This is a genomic window from Zoogloea sp. GW822-FHT05C07, assembly GCF_058800215.1.
Genome location: NZ_CM179510.1, coordinates 1,251,916 through 1,275,491 on the forward strand (window position 1 = coordinate 1,251,916; position 23,576 = coordinate 1,275,491).

Sequence of the window (23,576 nt, forward strand, 5' to 3'; positions counted from 1 at the left end):
GCCTCCATGACATTCAAACGGGTTAAAGTTTTGGCCCTGCGCGTCGTTGACCTGAACGACTTGTGGAAGAAAGGACAAGACCGTGAAGATTGAAAACTCAGTCAAAGCGACCGGTGGCCTGCCGTCCAGCGACGGACGAACCCGTGCAACCAAGGACAGCACCAGGACGCAATCGAGCAGCAGCGATACCGACAAGGTCGAGATCTCCTCCCTGTCGTCGCGCATGCAACAGATGGAAGAAACCATCGCCAGCACCCCCGTCGTGGACAGCGCCAAGGTCGATGAGATCAAGCAGGCCATGAGCCAGGGTCACTTCAAGGTGGATACCGGCAAGGTCGCGGACGGGCTGATCGAAAGCGTTCGCCAGATGCTGGCCACCCAGACCGGGCGCGCCTGATAGAGCATGGCAACCGTCGATCAGACCTTCATTCATCGCCTTGCCGTGCTCATCGGCGAGGAGCGCAGCGGCCTGCAGAGCTTCATCGCACTGCTGCAGCAGGAGGAGGCCTTGCTGATCGCCGGCAAGATCGACACCCTGACGACGCTTGCCGAGGAAAAGACCTCGCTTTACCGCACGCTGCAGCGCCTGTCCGACGACAGGACCGTGATGTTCTCGCGAGCCGGCGCCCGGGTCAGCAACGAGAACATCCGGCTCGCCCTCGGCAGCATGCCGGAAGCGCTCGCCAGCTGGGACGAGGTGATCACCCTCGCCACCGAGGCCAGGGAACGCAATCGCGTCAATGGACAACTGATCCGCGAGCGCCTGCAGAACAACCAGCAGGCCCTGAGCACGCTGCTTGCCGCCGCCGAACATCCACAGATCTATGGCCAGGACGGTCAGTCGCGCCCCACCGGAGGCGGCCGCCACCTGGGATCGGCCTGATCTCGGCCTCGGCGTTCCACTCAGCAGCTCACCCAGTCCGTTCAGCCGGTTCAGAGCCTCTCAGCGTTTATCCTGACCCGAAGCCGCCGGCGCTGCCGCATCCCCTGCCGGCGCCCGCGCGGACGGCAAGGCCGGCTCATTCGACGGCAGGATGGAATCGGCCACGCCTGAAGCTCTGACAGGCTTGTTCGGCTCCGGCTCGGCGACCCGCGATTCGATCAGGATCGTGACGCGGCGGTTGCGGGCACGCCCGTCCGGCGTGGCATTGTCGGCGACCGGCCGTTGATCGCCGTAGCCCGCCGCCGTCAGGCGTGCAGGCTTGACGCCGTTCTCGATGAACAGGCGCACCACGCTGGAGGCCCGTACAGCAGACAACTCCCAGTTGGACGGAAACATCGCGGTCGCAATCGGCGTCACGTCGGTATGCCCTTCGACGGTGATCGGAAACTCCGCTCCGGCCAGCACCTGGGCCACCGCACGCAACGCCCTGACGGCCTCCGGCCCGAGCTGGGCGTACCCCGGCGCAAAGAGCACGCTTGCGTTGATCTCGACGGTGATCCCGAACGCCCCTTCGGTGACCCGCACCTGACCATCGGCCACCAGCGGGGCCAGCACCTTGCGGATCTCCTCGGCCATGTTGCGCACCCGCTCGGCCTTCGAACGACGCGCCTCGTCGGTCTCGCCGGCCGCATTCGGTGGCGTTGCCGTGCTCGGGCGGATTGGCGGGATCGGATTTGACGCGATCCGTGGGTTGTCGCTGTTGGCGATGTTGCGAAAGGCGTTCACCACCGAATCGGACATGATCCGGTACTTGCCCTCGTTGAGCGACGACAGGGAATACATCACCACGAAGAAAGCGAACAGCAGGGTGATGAAGTCGGCGTAGGAGACCAGCCAGCGCTCATGGCTCTCGTGCTCGTCTTCCCGCTTTCCACGCCGCCGCGCCATGCCCTTAGCCCACGTACCCGCTCAGACGGCGTTCGATAATGCGGGGATTGTCGCCATTTGCGATCCCGACAAGTCCGTCGAGCAGCATCTCCCGCATGGAGACCAGCGTGCCGATGACGGCCATGAGCTTCTTCGAGACCGGCAGGAAGATCAGGTTGGCCGAGCCCACGCCATAGATCGTCGCCACGAAGGCGACGGCGATCCCAGAACCGAGGCGCGACGGATCGGACAGATTCTCCATCACGTGGATCAGGCCCATCACCGCCCCCAGGATGCCGATCGTCGGCGCGTAGCCACCGGCCGCCTCCCAGATCTTCGCGCCCTGCCTCATCTGCGCCTCCCAGGTGTCGATATCCACCTCCAGCACATCCCGCAGGCGCTCCGGCTCGACCCCATCGACCAGCAATTGCAGGCCCTTCTGAATGAAGGGGTCCTCCAGCGCCGGAATCTGCGCCTCCAGGGACAGCAGGCCTTCCTTGCGAGCCACGTGGCTCCAGTCGACGATCTGCGCGATCAACTCGGCGTGGTTGAGCGCCGGCGGGACGAAGACCCAGCGGACCATTCGGACCCCGGTGCGGAAGACCTGCAAAGAACTCTGCAGCATGACCGCGCCAAGGGTGCCGCCGATGACGATCATGAAGGCCGTGGGCTGGATCAATGAACCTACATGCCCGCCCTCCAGCACCTGGCCGATGAGAATTGCCGCCAGGGCAAGGGTGATCCCGATAAGACTGATGCTGTCCATGCGCGCCCTCTGGCCGTGGTTCAGGATGCTGCCGGACGCCGGCCGCGGCCACGGCCTTCACCCTTGGCCTTCGCCATGCCCTGCGCCGCCCCGGAGATGCGCGCGCGCAGCCGCGCGATAGCCTGGCTGTGCAACTGGCACACCCGCGATTCGGATACGCCGAGAACTTCGCCGATCTCGCGCAGGTTCATGTCCTGCTCATAGTAGAGCCCCATCACGGTCTGCTCGCGCTCCGGCAGATCGTCAATGGCCTTCACCAGCACGTCCCGCATGTTGCCCTCGAGCAGCAGGGTCAGGGGATCATTCCCCTCCAGCGTGATGTGGCGCTCCAGATAGTCGTCCTCCCCGTCACCGGAGAAATCCTCGAAATACACCAGCTGGTAGCCGCGGGCTTCCTGCAGCATGTGCTGGTACTCGGCGAGGGGCAGCCCGAGGGAGTCGGCCAGTTCCGTTTCCGTGGGCGGCCGGCCGTTCTGCTGCTCGAGCTGGTGCACGGCGGCCTCGATGCGCCGCATGTCCCGCCGCAGGCTGCGCGGCAGCCAGTCGTTCTCGCGCAAGCCATCGAGCATGGCACCGCGCACGCGCTGCACCGCATAGGTTTCGAATTGCGCCCCCAGGCCTTCCTCATAGCGGTTGATCGCGTCGAGCAGGCCCAGCATGCCGTTCTGGATGATGTCCTCCACCTGAACGCTGGCCGGCAACTTGGCCATCAGGTGATAGGCAATGCGTTTGACCAGCGGTGCGTACTGGACAACGAGTTGCTCTTTATCGAGGGTGCCGGAGGCGGTGTACATCTGTCATCAGCTTTCTGATCTGGGTTTCCGGGGCCGTCCGCATGTTACGAGACCCCCACCGGCAACGCTACGCTTCTCAATGCCCTGTGCGACACAATCCACGAACGGGTCGATTCAACCGGCCATTCCGGCCTGGGTCGACCAGGCACGCAGGCGCCGGATGAAGGCGCCGGCACCGTCGGCAGGATGGCGCGCGCCGAGCGGCGTCGTCATTGCCTCGGCCAGCGGGTCGCGCTCCACCTCACCGCGCCACACCAGCGGCAGGCCGACATGGCGGTTACTGAAATCCTGCAGGCTGGCAAACAGGGCGGTTGCATCGGCCCGGTCGCGGGCCCCGCTGACGGCAATCTCCAGCGACCCCGCGCCGGCGGCGGCCAGCCCCTTGATCCATTGGCAGGCCCCCCGCGCGCCGACGCCGCTCGCCTCCACCACCAGCAGGCGGCGCCCCGCCGCGCGGGCGAAGGGCGTCAGGCGACGGGCATCACCGACCGTGTGGATTGCCAGCAGGTCGGCCCGGCGCTGCAGCTCGGTGATGCCGGCCTCCAGCCGCGCATGGTGGCTGGCGCCGAGGAGCGGAACCGCCTGCACGGTGGCCGCGGCCGGCACGATCCACAGGCCGTCGGTCACCTCACGCATCGTTTCGGTCACATCGTGCTGTCCCTGCAGGGCGCCGAGCAGATCGCCGCCTTCCGGAAAGCCGAAGGCGGCCAGCAGGGAGCCACGCTCGGGCGCGTGTTCGTCGATCGCCACCACGCGCCGCGCGCCATCGGTCAGCGCCAGCAAGGCCTGCACGGCCAGGTCACGGGGTGAGCGGCCCGAGGTGAACAAGGCCACCACGGCTGAAGGCGTACGGCGGAACAGGCGGCGCAGGCCGGCAGCCTGATCGGAAGCATGCAGCATCTTAGAGGCCTCCCCTCAGGCTGGCTCCGCGGCCCTTGGCGCTGGTCGCCAGCATCAGGCCGGCCTCCAGCGGATCGAGGCGGAACGGCGAGCTGGCCGGCAGCTCGCGGAGCGCCTGGCCGAGAAGCTTGTCGCGGTTCGGCAGGTGCAGGTCTTCCGGCACCCGCTGGCCGTTGGCGACGTAAAAGACTTCCACCTGGCGGCGGATCGCCACGTCGAGCACCGGCGCCAGGGACATGGCCTCATCCATCTTGGTGAGGATCACGCCGGCCAGATCGTCACCGGCATAGGCATTGACCACGTCGTCGAGGGTGTCGCCACGGCTGGTCGCATTGAGCAGCAGCAGGCGCGACACCTTGCCCGCGCCGGTCAGCATCGCGGCCTGCTCGGCCACCATCTTGTCGCGCTGGCTCATGCCCATCGTGTCGATCAGCACCATGTGCTTGTCGCGCAGGCCGGCCAGGGTCTCGCGCAGATCGGTCGCGTCGCGGACCACGAAGACCGGCACGCCGAGGATACGGCCGTAGATGCGTAGCTGTTCGTGGGCGCCGATCCGGTAGCCGTCGGTGGTGATCAGGGCCAGTTTGTCGGCGCCATGGCGCACGACGCAGCGGGCGGCCAGCTTGGCCGTGGTGGTGGTCTTGCCGACGCCGGTGGGGCCGACCAGCGCATACACGCCCCCCCGGTCGATGATGTCCACGTCGCTGGCCATGGAGCGGAAACGCTGGTCGAGGGAGGCCTGCAGCAGGCGGTGCGCCTCTTCCGGCGCCTCATCCTCCGGCACTTCCTCGGCCAGCTCGCGGGCCAGCATGGCCGAGAACCCAGCTTCCAGCAGATCCCCGATCAGACGCGTACGGCCCGGCGCGGTACGGGCCATCTCGCCCCACGCAAAGCCGGCAAGCTGGCGCTCCAGCATGCCGCGGATGGCGGCCAGTTCGTTGGCCATCTGGGAATTGGCGTTTTCGAGGGCACGGATGCGCGCCTCCTCCTCGATGCCTCCAGGACGCTGGCGCGCGGCAGCGTCCCGGGCCGGCGCGGCGGGCGACGGAACGGGCTCGCTGCGCAGCGGTGAGCGCGGTGCCGCAGCAGCTGCCATCGCCGGCTCCACCGGCGGGCGCCGGACCTGGGCCGAGGCGGCATTGAAGACTTCCCGATTCAACTCGACTCGCGGCGGCGTGAAGCTCTGCACCGCAGCAGGAGCGCGCTGCGGGGCCGCTACCGGCCGTGACATCGAAGCGGCGGGCGCAGCTGGGGGAACGGACGCAACAGCCGATTGCTGGCGATTGCTTCCCGCCCGCGACAGGCTGACGCGGAAATCGTCATCGAAGAAATCTTCCGGAGGCTTCGGAGCGACCGCCGGCGCAGCTGCAGCCTGGACAGCCGGAGCCTGGCTGCGGGCGCGCTGGGCCTGCATGCTGGCCACGTCGCCGGCCGGCAATGCGAGGATCTCGACGCCTCCATTGGCGGCCCGATTGGAAAGCACCACCGCATCCGGCCCAAGATCATCCTTCAACATGCGAAGGGCCTCGCGAGCGGTTTTGGCAAAGTAGCGCTTGACGTTCATGCTCCTGTCTCCGGGAACGAAGGCCTTCAGGGGCTGGGCGCGTGCACACGCCAGCTGGCACTTCGGTAGCTTCGATTGTCTCCGGACCCACGCCTATTGAAGGCGCAGAAAAGACAGGTTTTAAGGCGCTATTCCTACTGACACCGTCAGAACATGCTCACGAAGTCACGGCGATCATTGCCGATACGCGGATCAGGCGGGTCTCGGGAACCTCGGAATTGGCCACCACCTTGAGACTGGGCACGGCCCTCCGCAGGAAGCGGGACAGCAGCCAGCGCAGCGGTGCGGGCACCAGCAGGACCGCTGGCAGGCCGATATCCTCCATGCGCTGGGCGGCCGCTGCTGTTTCACGCAGCAGCGTGTCGGCCAGCCCCGGCTCGATCGCGCCGCCCTCCGGCCCACCACCGGCCATGGCCTGCATCAGCACGCGCTCGAGGCCGGGGTCGAGAGCCATGACCTGAACTTCCCCATTGCCCGGGAAAAGGCCCTGCACGATGGCGCGGCCAAGGGACTGACGGACGCGCGTGGTGAGCTCCAACGGATCCTGGATGCGCGGCGCGCACTCCGCCAGCACCTCGATGATGGTCCGCATGTCGCGGATATTGACACCCTCGTCGAGGAGGTTCTGCAGCACCCGCTGCACGGTCGACAGCGACAGCAGCTTGGGCACCAGATCCTCGACCAGCTTCGGCGTTTCCTTGGCAATGTGGTCGAGCAGCGCCTGGGTTTCGAGGCGGCCGAGCAGTTCGGAGGCGTGACTGAGGATGACGTGATTCAGGTGGGTGGCCACCACGGTACTGGCATCGACGACCGTGTAGCCGAGCGCATGGGCCTGCTCCCGCTGGCTCGTATCGATCCATACAGCAGGTAGGCCAAAAGCCGGGTCGGTGGTTTCCCGCCCGTTGAGGGGGCCAGCCACCCGCCCCGGATTGATCGCCATGAACTGCCCCGGGAAGGCGGCACCGGTGCCAACCTCAACGCCCTTCAGCACGATCCGGTATTCGTTGGGCTTGAGCTCCAGGTTGTCGCGGATGTGCACCGGCGCGGCAAGGAAGCCGATATCGCGGGCGAACTTCTTGCGAAGCCCACGGATACGCTTGAGCAGTTCCCCGTCCTGCCCCTTGTCCACCATCGGGATCAGCCGGTAGCCGACTTCCAGGCCCAGCACATCCACCGGCGACACGTCCGCCCAACTCGCCTCCTGGCTCTCGGCAGACACAATGGGTGCCGCAGCGGGCGCCTCTTCCTCGACGACTTCGGCCTTGCCCTTTCCGCCCCGCCAAGCCAGAAAGCCCAGCCCAGCGGCGAGCATCAGAAAAACCAGATTGGGCATACCCGGAATGAGGCCGAGAATGCCCAGGATCGCCGAAGTCATCACCAGCACCTGCGGATTGGTGAAGACCTGGCCGATCAGCTGCGAGCCCATGTCGCCGTCGTCACCGACACGAGACACCACCAGGCCCGCCGCCACCGAGATGATCAGCGCAGGCAGCTGAGCTACCAGGCCATCACCGATGGTCAGCAGCGTGTAGTTGTTGGCCGCCTGGGCAAGCTCCATGTTGTGCTGGAGCACACCGACGATCAGGCCGCCGACCACGTTGATGGCCATGATGAGGATGCCGGCCACCGCATCGCCGCGCACGAACTTCGACGCACCGTCCATCGCCCCGTAGAAGTCGGCTTCCTGGGCCGTCTCGGAACGGCGGCGCTTGGCCTCCTTCTCATCGATGAGACCAGCGTTGAGGTCGGCATCGATGGCCATCTGCTTGCCGGGCATCGCGTCCAGCGTGAAGCGCGCGCCCACTTCGGCAATCCGCCCGGCGCCCTTGGTGATCACCACGAAGTTGATCACCGTGAGGATGATGAATACCACCAGGCCGACCGCCGTATTGCCGCCGACCAGGAAGTGCCCGAAGGCCTCGATCACCTTGCCGGCCGCGTCGGGCCCCGTATGCCCCTCCAGCAGCACCACCCGCGTGGACGCCACGTTGAGGGACAGGCGCAGCAGCGTGGTCACCAGCAGAACGGTCGGAAAGACCGAGAACTCCAGCGGCTTGAGAGCGTACATCGCCACCAGCATGACGATCACCGACACCGCGATGTTGAAGGTGAACATCAGGTCCAGCACGAAGGCCGGCAAGGGCAGCACCATCATCGCCAGAATCAGGATGATGAGCAGCGGGCCGGCCAGGGTGCGGATGTTGCTGGGCGCGAAGAGCGTTCGCAGGTTCAGACTACCATTCATGGCCGCCATGGTCCTCCTCCTCCGACCGGATGAAAGGCTGGAAGAAACAGGGATTTACCGTCCAATTCGGAGCACGCCGTGGCGGCGGGCTCAAGCCCCTTCCGGCCGCTTCTCCGCCGGATCCATGCCGGCGGGCACCTCCAGCTGGGCCGGCACCTCTGGCGGCAGGCCGCCCTCGGTAATCCAGTGATTGAGCTGGTACACGTAGGCCATGACCTCGGCCACCACCGTGTAGAGCGTGGCCGGGATCTGGTGGTCGAGTTCGCAATGGGCGTACAGGGCCCGCGCCAGCGGCGGCGCCTCGAGCACCGGGATGCCATTCTCCTGGGCCAGCTCGCGGATGTTGTGGGCGATCAGGTTCATGCCCTTGGCGATCACCACCGGCGCCCCGGCGGCTTCCGGGTCATAGCGCAGGGCCACCGCATAGTGCGTCGGGTTGGTCACCACCACGTTGGCCGTCGGCACCTGGGCCATCATGCGGCGGCGGGACATCTCCCGTTGGGCCGCCCGGATGCGCGCCTTGATCTGCGGATCGCCCTCCTGCTCCTTCATTTCCTGGCGCAGCTCTTCCTTCGACATGCGCAGCTTGCGGTGGTATTCCCACAGCTGATAGGGCACATCGAGCCCCGCGATCAGCGCCAGGCTGGCGACGATCAGCAGCGTCGAATACAGCACCAGACTGGCGAAATCGTCCACGCTGGATTCGATGGGCTGCATCATCAGGCCAAACAGGTGGTCCCGCTCGCGCCATATCACCCACACCCCGACGCTCCCCACCAGCACAGCCTTGAGGCTGGCCTTGACCAGCTCGGCCAGCCCCTGGGTCGAGAACATCCGGCCCAGGCCGGGCAAGGGATTCAGACGGTTCAGATCGGGCGTGAAGACCTTGGTGGAAAACACCCAGCCGCCCATCACGAAGGGCGTGACCAGCGTGGCCAGGACGAGCGCGCTCAACAGAGGTGCGACGGTGAACAGCCCGTCCGTGGCCAGAGTCGACAGGGCATGCCCCATGCCTTCGGGGTCGAAAGCAGCCTTGCGCTCGAAGGACAGGGCATCCTTCACGAGGCCCATCATGCGGTGCCCGCCCCAACGCCCGAGCACATACAAGCCGACAACGCCGACGATCAGCAGGATGAAGGTGGACAGCTCCCGCGAATGGGGTACCTGCCCTTCCTCTTTAGCCTGTTCTAGCCGCCTGCCTGAGGCTGGTTCTGTTTTTTCGGCGTCGCTGTCTTCAGCCACGGACGATCCGGAAGTTGTTCAGGGACGCTCAGGATACGCGCAGACAACGCGGCGCGGCGCAAGGAACAGCAGGATTTTGGCGCGGTATTTCCCGCGCCGGCGTCAGGATTGCGAGCCCCCCAGCAGCCCCCGCAGGCTGTCGGTTTCCTGCTGCAATTCGGCGAGCTTGAGACTGAGCACGATCAGGTGCTCTTCCATCATGTCGAGGATGTCCCGACAGGCCTGCACCGGACTGCCCGCCAGCACACGGGTCATGTCTATCCGGGACTGCAGCGCGGACAGCGGCTCCTCCTGACCGGGATGCATCGCGATGCACTGGCGCAGGGCCACTTCCCTGGCCTGGAAGAAGGCTGCAGGATCATGCTCTGCGAGGTGTTTCCAGTAGTCGAAATCGAAGCCACCCACACGCCCTCCTCCTGCCGGACAAGGCACGCGACACCTTAAAGGCGAAGGGCGGCGGCAGTCAGGACCTATCCTAACCGACCACCGCCCAACTTACGAGCGCCGTATTTCACATGGCCGGCCGGCGGGCGACGTGCTACCGCGCCACCCGGTCGTACGGCTCAGGCCGCCAGCGCGGGCACCTCCAGCCTGGCGAGCAGTTCGCGGCGGGACACGCCACGGGTATCGCCGCCGAGCGCACCCAGCAGTTCCTTCATGTCGAGGATCAGCACGATCTGGCCGTTGGACAGCGTCGTGACGCCGGCCACACCCTTCGGACGGAAATCGTCGAGGGACTTGATCACCGCATCCTCGCGACCGGCGAAGCTGTCGATGGCCAGGATGAAGCTCTGCTCGGCGCTCTGCATCAGCACACCGTATTCCGGCGTCTGCACCGGCTCCCACCCAAGCAGCGTGGTCAGCGGCATGATCGGCAGGACCTCGCCGCGCACGACCATCGTCGCCCGCCCACCGACTTCCTGAACCTCGGCCGGCTCGATCGGCAGGATCTCGCGGACCATCGACAGGGGCACGGCGAAGGGCTGCTCGCCGAGTCGCACCAGCAGCACCGGCAGGATCGCCAGCGTCAGCGGCAGACTGATGACAAAGGTCGTCCCCTTGCCGAGACTGGAGCGGATATCGATGGAGCCGTTGAGCTTCTGGATGTTCGTCCGCACCACATCCATGCCGACCCCACGGCCAGACACGTCGGAAATCTGGCTGGCCATCGAGAAACCGGGCAGGAACACCAGGTTGAAGCTCTGGCGCTCATCCATGGTGTTGGCTTCCTCATCGGTGATAAGGCCCTTCTCCACCGCCTTGGCACGCAGGCGCTCGGCGTTCATGCCACGGCCGTCGTCGGCCACCAGGATCACGATGTGGTCGCCTTCCTGACGGGCCTCGAGGCGCACGACGGACTTCTCCGGCTTGCCATTGGCCAGGCGCTCCTGGGTATCCTCGACACCGTGGTCCACCGCGTTGCGGATCAGGTGGATGATCGGATCGGACAAGTCCTCGATCATCGTCTTGTCGATCTCGGTTTCCTCGCCGGCCAGTACCAGCTCCACGTCCTTGCCCAGGTTACGGGCCAGGTCACGGGCGATCCGCGGGTACTTCTGGAACAGGCGGCCGATCGGCTGCATGCGGGTCTTCATCACCGCGTTCTGCAGGTCGGACACCAGCAGGTCGAGCTGGCTGACCGCCAGATCGAGCGCATGCAGGGTCTCGGTGTCGTTGCGGCCGTTCAGGATGTCGCTGCGCAGCGCATTCAGGCGGTTCTTGGTCAGGCCGATTTCACCGGACAGGTTCAGCACCTGATCGAGGCGCGAGGTATCGACACGGATCGAGTTGTCGCGGGTCTTTTCGCTGTCACGACGGCCGATGGGCCCGGAGGCACCCGGCTTGTCAGTCACACGCCGGCCAACAGCGGCCTTGATGATCTGATCGGGCGTCTTGTGGACCAACGCCTCGTCGGACTGATGCATCACGACTGGTGCCGGGGCCTCGATCGTCACCGGCACCTGGGCCGCGACCTGAGGTGCGGCGGGCCGGGCCCCCGTCACCGTTTCGAACAACGCGTTCCAGTCCGGCCCATCGCTAGCAGGCATTGCCGCCCGAGGCGCAGCAACCGCCGCAGCGGCTTGCGCCGGCGCGGCCTTGACCGGAGCCACCGGAATGGCGGCAGGCTCATGGGACAGCCCGCCGACAATCGCCAGGCGCAGGCTTTCGATCAGGCTGGCTGCGGCAGCCGGCGGCTGCACGCCTTGCTCCAGGTAGCCGAACATGTCGCGAACCGCACCGGTGGACGAAAGGATCACGTCCATCACTTCCGGCGTCACATCCAGTTCGCCATTGCGCAACTTGTCGAAAAGGTTTTCGGTGAGGTGACACAGGGTGACCAGCTCGGCGGCATTCAGGAAACCTGCCCCGCCCTTGATGGTGTGGAAACCCCGAAAAATGTCGTTGAGCAGGCCCTTGTCATTGGGCGCCCGCTCCAGGTCCACCAACTTGTTGTCCACGCCCGACAGGAGATCCCCGGCCTCGACCAGGAAGTCCTGCAACAGGTCTTCCATCCCGCCAAAATCGCTCATTTGCTCTGCTCCTTGTGGGCTCGCCCGCTACTTCCCGGTCAGAAACCCAGGCTCTCCAGCAGGTCATCCACCTGCTCCTGGTTCGATACCACGTCATCACGCCCCACGGCGTTGATCACCGGACCATTCAGGAGACCGTCGTCCACCTTGCGCTCTGCAGGAATCGTCTCGATCAGCACCTGCAGAAGCTGCTTTTCAAGGTTCTGGGCCAGATCCACGACCTTCTTGATGACCTGCCCGGTGAGATCCTGGAAGTCCTGGGCCATCATGATCTCCAGCAATTGCGCATTGGTATCGCGGCTGCTGGCCATGACATTGCCGAGGAAGTCCCGGGTCTCACCCGCCAGCAGCCGGAACTCATCCGGGCTCAGCTGATTGGCGTAGAGGCGGTCCCAGCGGGTGCGCAGCGCACCGGCATCGGCCTCGACCTTGTCCTGGATCGGCTTGGCGATGTCGGTCGCGTTCAGCACCTTGCTGGCGGCCTGCTCGGTCATCTCGGCGATATAGGTGAGACGCTGGCGGGCATCGGGAATCGCGTGGGCCGCCTCCTGCAGGCTGCGGTCATAACCGAGTTCCCGCAGGGTGTCATGCAGTTGCCTGGTCATCACACCGATCCGGTTGAAAACCCCGTCACAGCTGTGCGGACGCGCCTCCTGTTCAGCAGCGGCGGCATCACCCGTGGTGTACTCGCTGGCCACCGAATCGAACAGGGCCTGCAGTTCGTCGTCGTCGCCCCCTGCACTGCTGGCCGGCGAAACTACTTCAAGGCGAGGCGGCGGTGCCGCCGGAGCCGGAGGGGCTCCATCGGCAATGCTGTCGAAAAGGGACTGCAGATCGTCGTTGTCGCCGGATTCATCGAATTTGAGCCGTTTTGCCATGATGGATTTCCGTCTGGTCCGCAGCCCTCAGGCAGCCTTCTTGCCCATCTTTTCGAAAATCTTCTCGAGCTTTTCGGAAAGAGTTGCCGCCGTGAAAGGCTTGACGATGTAGCCGCTGGCGCCGGCCTGCGCCGCCGCGATGATGTTTTCCTTCTTCGCCTCGGCGGTGATCATCAGCACCGGCAGGTGCTTGAGGGCCGGGGTCGCACGAATGTTCTGCAGCAGGGTCAGGCCATCCATGTTGGGCATGTTCCAGTCCGTCACCACGAAGTCGAACGGCAGGGAGTTGAGCTTCTGCAGCGCGATCTGCCCGTCCTCCGCCTCATCCACGTTGGTGAAGCCGAGCTCCTTCAGGAGGTTGCGAACGATCCGGCGCATGGTCGAGAAGTCGTCGACAACGAGAAATTTCATCTTGGGGTCCGACATATTGTTGATCTCCGTTCAATCCCGGTAGGCCCGCATCAGCAAGGGGCGCAGGGTATCAGCCAGGACTTCGGCATCGAATTTGGCCACGTAGGAATCGACACCGACACTTTTACCCATCGCGCGGTTGGCTTCCGACGACAGGGACGAGTGCATGACAACCGGAATGCCCTCGAAGCGGGCGTCCGACTTGATGTTGCGGGTCAGCACGTAGCCGTCCATCTCGGGCATCTCCGCGTCGACCAGAATGAGGTTGAGTTCATCGGACAGGCTGGCACCGCGCTGCTGGGCATGGGTCGCCATGCCTTCAAGGCGCGTCCAGGCCTCGAGGCCGTTGAGCGCATGCTTGTGACGCACGCCGAGCTTGTCCAGGGTTTCCACGATCTTCTTGCGGGCCACCGCCGAATCATCGACGAAGAACACCGTGGCGTCCTGCCCGCCTTCCAGCGGGTGGATCTGGCCGACGATGGCCTCACCGAAGGTGCTGGCAAGGATGGTTTCCACGTCGAGGATGGACACCAGCTTGCCGTCCTGCAGTTCGGTGATGGCAGTGATGAAGTGATGGCCGGACGACGTGACGTTGTCGGGCGCGCGCACCTTGTCCCATTCGACGCGGATGATGCGGTCCACCTCGTGCACCAGGAAACCCAGCGTGCGCTTGCTGTACTCGGTGACCATCATCGAGCCGCCCAGCGGATCACCCGGGGCGGAGATCCCCATGATCTTGGCCAGGGCCAGCACCGGGATGACGTTGCCGCGCAGGGAGATCAGCCCTTCCACGCCAATCGGCATGTTGGGCGCCTTGGTAATGAAGGGGGTACGGGACACTTCCCGGACCTTGAACACGTTGATCCCGAAGATCTCCTGGGTACCCAGCGAGAACAGCAGGATTTCCATGCGGTTGGAGCCCGCCAGTTTCGTACGGGCGTCGACGGCCTCAAGCAGCCCACGATCGACATGATCCATGCTCATCATGCTCCTTTACTTCCTTCAGTCCGCCTTGGCTGCGGTACGCTGGGTGATCAGGCGGCGCAGCACTTCGGCCAGCCGCTGCGGCTCGAACTTGGCCACGTATTCGTCGACGCCCACCGAACGGCCGAGTTGCTGGTTGGACATGCCCGACAGCGACGAATGCATGATCACCGGAATCCCCTCGAAGCGCGGGTCGGTCTTGATCCGTTTCGTCAGGATGTAGCCGTCCATCTCGGGCATTTCCACGTCAGTCAGGATCAGGGCCAGCAGGTCCTTGACCTTGCGCCCGCTCGAAGCAGCAAAGCTGGCCAACTTCTCAAGCTCTTCCCAGGCATGACGTCCATTCACTGCCCCCACGTAGCGAATGCCCAAGGCATCGAGCGTGCGTTCGATCTGCTTGCGGGCCACGGAGGAGTCATCGGCAAAATAGACCGTCGGCGGCTCGTCGGTCATGATCGGCTCGATCCCCTTGAAGAGGAACTCATCGTCATAACGGGTGGTTTCGGACAAGACCTTTTCCACGTCGAGCAGCATCACCAGCTTGGGGCCGGGCAGTTCCGTCACTGCGGTGACCAGACCACCCAGGTTGGCCGTCAGCATTTCCGGCGGCACCCGCATCTGCGACCAGTCCAGGCGCAGGATGGTATCCACCGCCTCGACCAGGAAACCCTGAGTGTGCCCGTTGTACTCGGTGACGATCATGATGTCGCGCGGACCTTCGCTGCCCATGCCGGCATACTTGGCCAGATCGACCACCGGCACCAGCACGCCACGCAGGCTCACCATGCCTTCCACCGACGACGGCATTTCCGGCGCGGCAGTGATGGGCGGCGTCCGCATGACCTCGCGGACCTTGAAGACATTGATGCCGAAGGTCTCGCGCCGGCCGGTACGGGGATCAACCCCGAGTGTAAACAGCAGGATCTCGAGCTTATTTGTACCCGCCAGCCGAGTACGCGCATCAATGTTCTTGAGAAGTTCGGACATGCTCACTCTCCGTCGCAGACCACCTGCCATCCAGATGGGGCAGGCCTCGACTTGGAAGCAATATCGGCGGGGGGCCAACAATCTTGAGGATCGTCAGACACCATTTCCCACCTCTGCATAATGACAAAACGGCCCGCAAAGGCGGGCCGGACTTTCTCGGGAACGCTTCGAATCAGGCCCGGTAGCCTATCCGGAAGCCGCCCCAGTGACGACCATTCACATAAATCGGAGCCGAAATATCGTGCATGATCTCGCCGGTATCGCGCCGGTACGTCTGGATCAGGAACGGCATTTCGTGCTTCCCGCATTGCTTTCCGACCGGATCATCAAAGATACGCTTGCCCCGGTTACCAACGAAATCCTTCTCGTAATCTCCCGTCAGCGCCAGACTGAAGCGCTTGTTGTGGGTTGGAACGTAGCCATTGCGGTCGGTACCGATGGCATATACCAATTCCCCGCCACCATCCAGCAAGCGCTCCTGCACGGCAGGGAAGAGTCGGTCGGTCAATCCGTCGAAGCGCGTACTGTACTTCTGTGGGCGGGTATTGGGAATCGGCTTGTAGCTGTCGTCGAAGACATCGGTCTCGCTGACCTGGCCTCCGGCGATCGCCTGCTCGAGAAGCTGGCCGATCTGCCGGGCCGCTTCCTGCACGGCGCTGGGCATTCTCTTGTGTACGCCCATCGCCTGCTCGCCCTGGGGACCGAGCTTGAAGACGCGGCTGATTTCCTTGAGATTCACCGCAAGCCCGCTCAGGCTCGATGCCTCATCGAGGGTTTCCTGCGCGCCGGCCGAGTTGCGGCCCACCATGTCCATGATCTCCCGCACATGCCCGACGATCTGGTCGGCCTCGCGGCTATGGGCATTGATCGCTTCGGCAATGGCGTCCACCTTCTCCATCGTCTGCTGGGCACCCTCGTTGATCTGCTGGAGGGAGTCGGCCGCCTTCTGGGCCAGCGCAGCGCCAGCGTGGGCCTGGGCACTACCCGCGTCGATGGAGGCGATGGCCGTCTTCGTTTCGGACTGGATCGCGGAGATCATCGTGCTGATCTCGGTCGTCGCGGACGAGGTCCGCTCCGCCAGCTTGCGGACCTCGTCCGCGACCACAGCAAAACCACGCCCCTGCTCACCCGCACGGGCAGCTTCAATAGCCGCATTGAGGGCCAGCAGATTGGTCTGATCCGCGATTTCGCGGATGACCTTGACGATGCCGCTGATGGCCTCGGAACGTTCGCCGAGCGCGGAGATCACCTGGGCGGAATCCTCGACCGAGCGCGCGATCTGCTCGATCTCCCGCGACGCGCTGGTCACAATCTCGGCCCCCTTGATGGACAGCTCGCGCGCCACCTGGGCGTTGGTCGCCGTCTGGCTGGCATGGTCGGCAACCGCGTTGACGCCGGCCGTCATCTGCTCGATGGCCATGACCATGCTCTCCGCGGCGACCTTCTGGCTGCCCGAACCTTCAGCCACGTTCCCCGCATGGCCGGACAACAGGTCGGCAGCCTCGGATACGCGCTGGGCGTCGAAAATCACCTTGCCGACGATGCCCTGGAAGCTGCCGATCAGCTCGTTGAAAACAGCCTCGACCTCACCGACCTTGCCGCTGGAAACAGGCGCCCGACGGGAAAGATCCCCGTCCTTGTGCATTGCCTTGATGGTGTCGTGCAATTCTGCCAGAGGCTGCACGAACATGAGACGGACCGCGAACAGCACAATTACGCCGACCGCAGCGCCGAGAGCAAGCCCCCCAACAGCAAGACCTGCCCCGAGTGGGGTACCGAAAGCCACTCCCAGACCGACGCTGCCTCCTGCGACGATCAGACCGGCAATAAGGGAAAAAATCTGAATTTGCATGATGTCCGGCCAACCCCGTGTATTGAAATGGGTATGGGCAGGCGTGTGCGCCTCCCCCGGGAACCGGCACGCCCCCCGCGCGCCGGAGCCTCCGCTCCGTTACCCGTCATCGACAGGTAACATGAACGTCGCCCACTTATCGGCCAGCCGAAACAGAACTTTAAAGATCACCCAATGCCCGGATCACAAATCCGTCACGGCGACGGCGCATCAACGCAGCCCGTGAGCGGAATGGACAGGCACGTGCTCAGTCGATGGGAAACAACTTTCCGAAATTGGCGATCTCGAGCACCTGGTGGACGCTCCCCTTCGCGTTGGCCAGGCGCACCGTCTTGCCGGCACCCTTGGCCTTGTCCCGCAGCATCAGCAACATGCCGAGCGCGGAGCTGTCGAGATAGGCCACGTTGGCCAGATCGACGGTCACTTCGGAGGTGTCGGGACTGCTCAGCGCCCTGTCGACCGCGTCGCGAAACTCCCGGTGAGAGTTGAAATCGAACCGACCCGAGAGCTGGATGCGGGCCTGGTTCTGTTGGGTACTCACTGTTGTATCCATGTAATGCCTCTGCTGTGCTATGACTCGCTTCTTGCGACTGGCTGGCCGATCCGGCCTCACCCTCGCATTTTCACACTTTTCCGCGCCGCTCACCGCCCCGCAGACGAGCCAGAACACGCTGACCGACATCCTTGAGGGAAGCGACCTCATCGAGCGCCCCGATGCTGGCGGCCTCCCTCGGCATCCCGTAGACGACACAGGAGTCCTGATCCTGCCCGATCGTCCACGCCCCGGCCTTGTGCATCGCCAACATGCCCTGCGCGCCATCCTTGCCCATGCCGGTGAGGATCACGCCGATGCCGTTGGCGCCGATCTGGCTGGCGGCCGAATGGAACAGCACATCGACGGCTGGCCGATGACGGTTGACCGGCTCCGACTGGGCCAGTTCGCACACATACCCACCCGCGGAGCGACGCACCGACAGATGGGAATGCCCGGGCGCCAGATAGGCCGTACCGGGCACAACCCGCTCGCCATGCTCGGCTTCCTTGACCCTCAGCTGGCACAAGCCATCCAGGCGCTTGGCGAAGGACGCGGTGAACATCTCGGGCATGTGCTGCACGAGCAGGATCCCCGGCATTTGCGCCGGCAGCGAACATAGCACTTCCTTGATCGCTTCCGTCCCCCCGGTGGATGCGCCGATCAGGATCAGGCGCTCCTGGAGAACTCTTTCGGGCAAGCTCCCCGAACCTCCTGGAACAGACACGGAACTCTCTCTCTGCAAGGATCCGGCCGCGGTCGCAGCCGGCGCGGCAGACACCCTGGATTGCAGACGGGCCCCACACGCGGCCCGGATCTTGTCACAAATTTCTATACGGTAGGCCTCGATACCCGCCGGCAGGTCGAACTTCGGCTTGGGTAGAAAATCGACAGCGCCCAGCTCGAGGGCCTGCAAGGTCGCCTCAGAACCATGCTTGGTCAGACTCGAGATCATCACCACCGGCATGGGGCGCAGTCTCATCAGGCGCTCCAGGAAATCGAGGCCGTCCATGCGGGGCATCTCGATGTCGAGGGTCAGGACGTCCGGATTGAGGGTCTTGATCATTTCCCGGGCGGCAAGGGGGTCGGGTGCCACACCCACGACCTCCAGATCCGGGGCCGAATTGATCACCTCCGACAGCAAACTGCGCATCAGCGCCGAATCGTCGACGACCAGAACCTTGATTGTCATGCTTCACTTCCAGATCAGGACGGAACCCCTACGCCCCGTCAGCCAAACAGTTCGATGTCACCCTGAACATTATCGCGCCGCAAGCGGGCTTCATACTCACGTTCGCGAGCGATGAGCGTGTCATTCTTCACTCGCACCAGCTTCTTCATCATCACGCGCCCACTGGCCGGGAAGAAATATACCTTGCGCGGATAAATGTCGAGCAGATCCTGAGCGACCACCGGTATGCGCTCGGTCTTCAGATAGTTCAGCACAAACTCGGCGTTCTTTTCACCCACCTGGGCCTGAGTGAGGCTCGCGAGCACCTTCCCGCCGCCGAAGACCTTGGCCTCCAGGCTACTCCGACGCGCGCCCAGCTTGAGCAGATGGTTCAGCAGCACTTCCATCGCGTAGGCACCATAGCGGGCCGACGTGGACAGCACACCGCCATCGCCGCCGTTCTCGGGTAGCATGAAATGGTTCATGCCTCCCAGACCCTTGTCCCGATCCCTCACACAGGCTGTAACGCATGATCCGAGCACGGTGACCAGGACCATGTCGGACGTGGTCACGAAATACTCGCCCGGCAACACCTTCACCGCATCGCAGTCGAATGTCCGGTCGAAGTAACGGTTGCCCGCCAGATGTTCCGCATAACCAGGATCAGGGTGCACGGGCATCGGCCCTTTCGTAAACGGTCCGGCCGAGGGACCGGAAAAGGTCTGCCGAATGCAGGAAGCTCTCCGAATGGCCGGCGAACAGCAGTCCATCCCGCTTCAGCAGCGGCACGAAACGCTGGAGGATGCCATGCTGAGTCGGCTTGTCGAAGTAGATCATCACGTTACGGCAGAACAGGGCATCAAAGGGCCCCTGCACCGCCCAGCTCTTGTCCAGCAAGTTGATGCGCCGGAACTCGATCAGGCGTTGCAACTCCGGACGCACGCGGGCGTAGCCATCCTGCGTTCCAGTTCCCTTCAGGAAGAAACGCTGCATGCGCTCCCGCGACAGGCGTTCGACCCGATCGAGGCCATAAACCCCCTTCTCGGCCGTGGCGAGCACATTGGTATCGATGTCGGTGGCGACGATCTGCACGGGCGGACTCAGACTGTTGAAAGCCTCGCACGCGGTGATCGCCAGGCTGTATGGCTCCTCACCCGTCGATGCAGCACTGCACCAGATACGGAACGGGGAGCGCCCCACATGCTTCTTCAGGCGCTCCGCAAGCATCTCGAAATGGTGTGCCTCCCGGAAGAAAGAGGTCAGATTGGTTGTGAGGCTGTTGACGAAGGTTTCCCATTCGTGCGGCTCGCGCTGGGCCCGGTCCAGATACTCGCTGAACGTGCGGTCTCCCCGCGCCCGCAAGCGGCGGGCCAGACGGCTGTACACCATGTCCTGCTTGATCGGTGACAGGGAGATGCCGGCATGGCGGTAGATCAGGTCACGGACGCGTTCGAAATCCGCAGCCGAGAACTGGAACTCGCGATCCGGCATGGCCGATGCAGGGCTCCGCACGGCAGCCGGAGCCGGAGCCGGCCGGACGCCCGCGCCGGGACGCGACACGGGCGTGCCCAACGACGGCAAGGGATTACGGGAAAACGGTTTTTCCGACATGAAGCTGTTTCTTTCTAGAACTCTTCCCATTCGTCATCGAGGTCGCTACCCACCACCCCGCCGGTACGCCGTACCTTCGGAAGCGGTGCCGCGGCACGCGCGGCCGCCGGCCGCGCAGTGCGCTCGGGCAGACGCGCAACATTATCGGCCAGGGGACGGGGCTCGACAGCGGCCGGTTGCACCGCCTGCTGACCAAGCTGCAAGCGGAACATCGCCACCGAACGGACAAGGCTGCGGGCCTGGTCTTCCAGACTCTCGGCCGCTGCCGCCGCCTCCTCCACCAGCGCCGCATTCTGCTGCGTCACCTCGTCCATCTGGCCCACCGCCTGCGTTACCTGCTCGATCCCGCCGCTCTGCTCCTGGCTCGCCTCCGCAATGTCCGTCACCAGCGCCGACAGCTTCTGGAAGTTTGACACCACGTCTTCCATCGTCTGCCCCGCTTCATTGACCAGCCGCGCACCGTCCTCCACCTTGTCTACACTGTCCGCGATCAGCGCCTTGATCTCCCGCGCCGCCTGCGCGCTGCGCTGCGCCAGGCTCCGCACCTCGCTCGCCACCACCGCGAAGCCACGTCCCTGCTCGCCCGCCCGCGCCGCTTCCACCGCCGCATTGAGCGCCAGGATGTTCGTCTGGAACGCGATCGAGTCGATCACTCCGATGATGTCCGCGATCTTCTTCGAGCTCTCCTGGATCGAGCCCATCGTGCCCACCACCCGCGACACCATCTCGCCGCCCTGCACTGCCACTTCGTTGCTCGAGCTGGCCAGCTCCCGCGCCTGGCGCGCGCTGTCCGCGTTCTGACGCACCGTTGCGTTCAGTTGCTCCATCGAGCTCGCCGTCTCTTCCAGGCTGCTCGCCTGCTCTTCCGTGCGCGCCGACAGGTCCGAGTTACCCGCCGAGATCTCCTGCGCCGCCACGTTGATCGACTCCGCAGCTTCCTTGATCTGCCCGACCACTTCGCGCAGACGTTCCACTGTCGTGTTCGTGTCACCCTTCAGCTGACCGAAGGTCCCGCTGTACTCCGCCGTGATGGTCTCCGTCAGGTCGCCCCGCGCAATCGCGTTCAGCACCCGGGCGAGATCGTTCAGGCTTCCCGCCACCCCTTCCATCAAGCGGTTGATACCATCCGTCAGATCCGCAAAGAAGCCCGTCTTGCCTTCACGCTGCAGGCGGGCAGAAAAATCTCCGTCCGCCGCCGCCGACACGATGGCCTGGATCTCCCGCTCCGCGGCCAGTTCATCAGTGCGGTCACGCCATTCGCCCACCGACCCCAGGCGCTCGCCCGCCGCGTTGAAGATGGGGCTGGTCACAATTTCGAAACTGCGCCCACCGATCTCCATCATGCTGCGCGTTGCCTGCTGCAAACTAGCCAGGCGCAGCCGTGCAGCGGCCTGATCGGCATACAAGCGGGTAACGTCGCTACCGACAAAATTGTCGGCACGGAAACCCGGAACACTCCTGCCGACCTCCCCTTCTATGCCGCGAATGGTCTTCAGCAAAGCTGGATTTGCGTAGATGACCCTGCCGTCCGGCTCGGCGATCCGCACATTCGTCTCCACACTATCCAGGGCTTGGCGAATGCGGGAGTTCTCGTTGCTGACCCGCTGCTGCTCGGCGAACTCAAAACCCAGCTTGACCTGCATCGATTCGATCGCCTGCATGACACGGCCCACCTCGTCATTGCGGCTCACATTGATTTCGTTGTCATAACGACCATTGGCAACACTCTGCGCAGTCCGAACCATCGCCTCCAACGGGCGTGCAATCAGGCCGCGCAGCAGCCCAAAGATGAGCCCTGCAAGCAATACAGTTGCCAACAGGCTGATACCCAGCAGCATGAAGCCGATGTTGCGGGAAACGCTCTCGAACTCATCCATGTAGGTACCGCCGGCGATCAACCAGTTCCATTCGGGAAAACTGTCGAAAGCCACAATCTTCTCGCGGGCCGAGGTCTCGTTCAGTTCGGCATTCAGCCACGGGTAGCGGATCACCCCCTGCTTGCGCTCCAGCATCTCGCGGATAAATGGGCGCCCACCCGCGTCCTTCGATTCGAGGACACTTTGCCCTTCCTTGGCCGGGTGAACGACCAAGGTCCCCTGGGTCTTGCCTGCCGTCGAATCCAACACATAGGCATAGCCCGAATCGCCGAAGCGGATGGCCTTGATCTGCTGACGCAAGGCCGCCATTTCCTCAGCGAACTTGCGTCCGACAAAGGTGGCACCAATCACCTTGCCACTGCTGTCCTTGATGGGTGCATAGCCGGTGTAGGCATCGACACCGAACAACATGACCTTGCCCACATAGCGCTCACCGGCCAGCAAACGGGCATAGGCAGGGCTGTCGTGAGCCAGCGTAGTCCCGACGGCGCGCTCGCCACTCTCCTTCTTTACCGAAGTGGCGACACGATAGAACTCATCCCCCTTCCGGGCAAACAGGGTGGCTACCGCCCCGCTTGCTGCCGTGAAGCGATCCACCTCCTGGGTACGCAGGTTCATCACCGTACTGCCGTTGAGCAGTACCGGCATTCCCTCACCCACAGTATTAACTGTGAAGCCATCCCCCAGACTGGACGCAAAGAGGTTAGCGAGTCGGTCGGTTTCGACTCGTAGGCTCTGTGCCTTGGATTCGACCAACGCCCGCACGGCCGCCACCTTGTCGGAAACCACGGCCAGCCCTTGGGATTCGAGCGCCTCGCTGGCCCGTCCGCGCATGTACAACGAACCAGCCCCGAGGATCACCACCAGCGCCAGCGTCGCCGCCAGTGCGGAACGCGCGGCCAGTGACGTACTGCCCAACCAGCGCCCGAACTTGAGCCCGACACCGCCCGACACGACCTTGCCGTCCATGATCTGCTTACCGCCGGCCTTTCCTTCGCGGAACTGGGCATATGCAGCCTCCGCAGCGCGAATCTTGTCCAGGCTGGCCTTGCGGCGCACCGACATGTATCCAAGGACACGGCCGTTGTCGAAAATCGGCGAGGCATGGGCTTCGACCCAGTAGTAATCCCCGTTCTTGCAACGGTTCTTGACCATCCCGACCCAAGGACGCCCCGCCTTCAGGGACTGCCACATGTCGGCAAAGGCCTCCACCGGCATATCAGGATGGCGCACGATGTTGTGGGGCTGACCGAGCAGTTCCACCTCGGCAAACCCACTGATCGCGATGAAGTCCGAATTGATATAGGTGATCTGCCCCTTGAGGTCGGTCTTGGAAACGATCAGCGTCGTCTCCTTCAATTCAACCTCGTGCTGGGTCACCGGCATATTTATTTTCATCTCGAATCCTTCCCTCGCCAACA

General features: G+C 64.1%; 21 protein-coding genes. 2 read left to right on the forward strand and 19 right to left on the reverse strand.

Features of this window, described 5'->3' with window-relative positions; all coding sequences use genetic code 11:
• The first annotated feature begins 82 nt into the window (after positions 1-82).
• Together flgM and AC3QL2_RS05930 are read left to right on the forward strand one after the other, a co-directional pair.
• Positions 83-397 carry a flagellar biosynthesis anti-sigma factor FlgM gene (gene flgM, locus AC3QL2_RS05925; protein ID WP_493231855.1) on the forward strand — a complete coding sequence of 105 codons (315 nt, stop codon included), beginning with the start codon at positions 83-85 and terminating at the stop codon, positions 395-397.
• 6 nt (positions 398-403) lie between these two features.
• Positions 404-883: a flagella synthesis protein FlgN gene (locus tag AC3QL2_RS05930; protein ID WP_493231853.1), complete on the forward strand. Its 480-nt coding sequence runs from the start codon at positions 404-406 to the stop codon at positions 881-883.
• A 60-nt stretch (positions 884-943) separates the two neighbouring features.
• On the opposite strand, the gene motD is transcribed toward AC3QL2_RS05930, so the two are convergent.
• From motD to AC3QL2_RS06025, 19 genes are all read right to left on the reverse strand, one after another.
• The gene (gene motD / locus AC3QL2_RS05935) at positions 944-1,831 is read right to left on the reverse strand and encodes a flagellar motor protein MotD (RefSeq protein ID WP_493231852.1); all 888 of its coding nucleotides are present in this window, start codon (positions 1,829-1,831) and stop codon (positions 944-946) included.
• Between the two features lie 4 nt (positions 1,832-1,835).
• Positions 1,836-2,576: a flagellar motor protein gene (locus AC3QL2_RS05940; RefSeq protein ID WP_493231850.1), complete on the reverse strand. Its 741-nt coding sequence runs from the start codon at positions 2,574-2,576 to the stop codon at positions 1,836-1,838.
• 20 nt (positions 2,577-2,596) lie between these two features.
• The gene (locus AC3QL2_RS05945) at positions 2,597-3,370 is read right to left on the reverse strand and encodes an RNA polymerase sigma factor FliA (RefSeq protein ID WP_493231848.1); all 774 of its coding nucleotides are present in this window, start codon (positions 3,368-3,370) and stop codon (positions 2,597-2,599) included.
• A 114-nt stretch (positions 3,371-3,484) separates the two neighbouring features.
• On the reverse strand, positions 3,485-4,270 hold the full coding sequence (locus AC3QL2_RS05950) for a MinD/ParA family ATP-binding protein (RefSeq protein ID WP_493231847.1): 786 nt from the start codon (positions 4,268-4,270) through the stop codon (positions 3,485-3,487).
• 1 nt (position 4,271) lies between these two features.
• The gene (flhF, locus tag AC3QL2_RS05955; protein WP_493231845.1) at positions 4,272-5,834 is read right to left on the reverse strand and encodes a flagellar biosynthesis GTPase FlhF; all 1,563 of its coding nucleotides are present in this window, start codon (positions 5,832-5,834) and stop codon (positions 4,272-4,274) included.
• A gap of 157 nt (positions 5,835-5,991) precedes the next feature.
• Positions 5,992-8,079 carry a flagellar biosynthesis protein FlhA gene (gene flhA / locus AC3QL2_RS05960; RefSeq protein WP_493232311.1) on the reverse strand — a complete coding sequence of 696 codons (2,088 nt, stop codon included), beginning with the start codon at positions 8,077-8,079 and terminating at the stop codon, positions 5,992-5,994.
• Positions 8,080-8,169: 90 nt separating this feature from the next.
• Entirely contained in the window at positions 8,170-9,321 is a 1,152-nt protein-coding gene (flhB, locus tag AC3QL2_RS05965) for a flagellar biosynthesis protein FlhB (RefSeq protein ID WP_493231843.1), read from the reverse strand.
• 102 nt (positions 9,322-9,423) lie between these two features.
• Entirely contained in the window at positions 9,424-9,726 is a 303-nt protein-coding gene (locus AC3QL2_RS05970) for a DUF3135 domain-containing protein (protein ID WP_493231841.1), read from the reverse strand.
• A gap of 158 nt (positions 9,727-9,884) precedes the next feature.
• Complete coding sequence (locus AC3QL2_RS05975) at positions 9,885-11,852, reverse strand: chemotaxis protein CheA (protein WP_493231839.1); 1,968 nt, start codon at positions 11,850-11,852, stop codon at positions 9,885-9,887.
• Between the two features lie 38 nt (positions 11,853-11,890).
• The gene (gene cheZ, locus AC3QL2_RS05980) at positions 11,891-12,730 is read right to left on the reverse strand and encodes a protein phosphatase CheZ (RefSeq protein WP_493231837.1); all 840 of its coding nucleotides are present in this window, start codon (positions 12,728-12,730) and stop codon (positions 11,891-11,893) included.
• 27 nt (positions 12,731-12,757) lie between these two features.
• Positions 12,758-13,156: a chemotaxis response regulator CheY gene (gene cheY, locus AC3QL2_RS05985; RefSeq protein WP_079432693.1), complete on the reverse strand. Its 399-nt coding sequence runs from the start codon at positions 13,154-13,156 to the stop codon at positions 12,758-12,760.
• 15 nt (positions 13,157-13,171) lie between these two features.
• Complete coding sequence (locus tag AC3QL2_RS05990) at positions 13,172-14,119, reverse strand: chemotaxis protein (RefSeq protein WP_493231835.1); 948 nt, start codon at positions 14,117-14,119, stop codon at positions 13,172-13,174.
• A 24-nt stretch (positions 14,120-14,143) separates the two neighbouring features.
• A complete protein-coding gene (locus AC3QL2_RS05995; RefSeq protein ID WP_493231833.1) occupies positions 14,144-15,112 on the reverse strand; it encodes a chemotaxis protein in 969 nt (322 codons plus the stop codon).
• A 172-nt stretch (positions 15,113-15,284) separates the two neighbouring features.
• On the reverse strand, positions 15,285-16,964 hold the full coding sequence (locus AC3QL2_RS06000; RefSeq protein ID WP_493231831.1) for a methyl-accepting chemotaxis protein: 1,680 nt from the start codon (positions 16,962-16,964) through the stop codon (positions 15,285-15,287).
• A 247-nt stretch (positions 16,965-17,211) separates the two neighbouring features.
• Positions 17,212-17,505 carry an STAS domain-containing protein gene (locus AC3QL2_RS06005; RefSeq protein ID WP_493231829.1) on the reverse strand — a complete coding sequence of 98 codons (294 nt, stop codon included), beginning with the start codon at positions 17,503-17,505 and terminating at the stop codon, positions 17,212-17,214.
• A gap of 82 nt (positions 17,506-17,587) precedes the next feature.
• Complete coding sequence (locus AC3QL2_RS06010; RefSeq protein ID WP_493231827.1) at positions 17,588-18,688, reverse strand: protein-glutamate methylesterase/protein-glutamine glutaminase; 1,101 nt, start codon at positions 18,686-18,688, stop codon at positions 17,588-17,590.
• 38 nt (positions 18,689-18,726) lie between these two features.
• Entirely contained in the window at positions 18,727-19,347 is a 621-nt protein-coding gene (cheD, locus tag AC3QL2_RS06015) for a chemoreceptor glutamine deamidase CheD (RefSeq protein ID WP_493231825.1), read from the reverse strand.
• A complete protein-coding gene (locus AC3QL2_RS06020; protein WP_493231823.1) occupies positions 19,331-20,158 on the reverse strand; it encodes a CheR family methyltransferase in 828 nt (275 codons plus the stop codon). Before AC3QL2_RS06020 ends, cheD begins: the two co-directional genes overlap by 17 nt.
• A 134-nt stretch (positions 20,159-20,292) precedes the next feature.
• A complete protein-coding gene (locus AC3QL2_RS06025; protein WP_493231821.1) occupies positions 20,293-23,553 on the reverse strand; it encodes a Cache 3/Cache 2 fusion domain-containing protein in 3,261 nt (1,086 codons plus the stop codon).
• Positions 23,554-23,576: the final 23 nt, after the last annotated feature.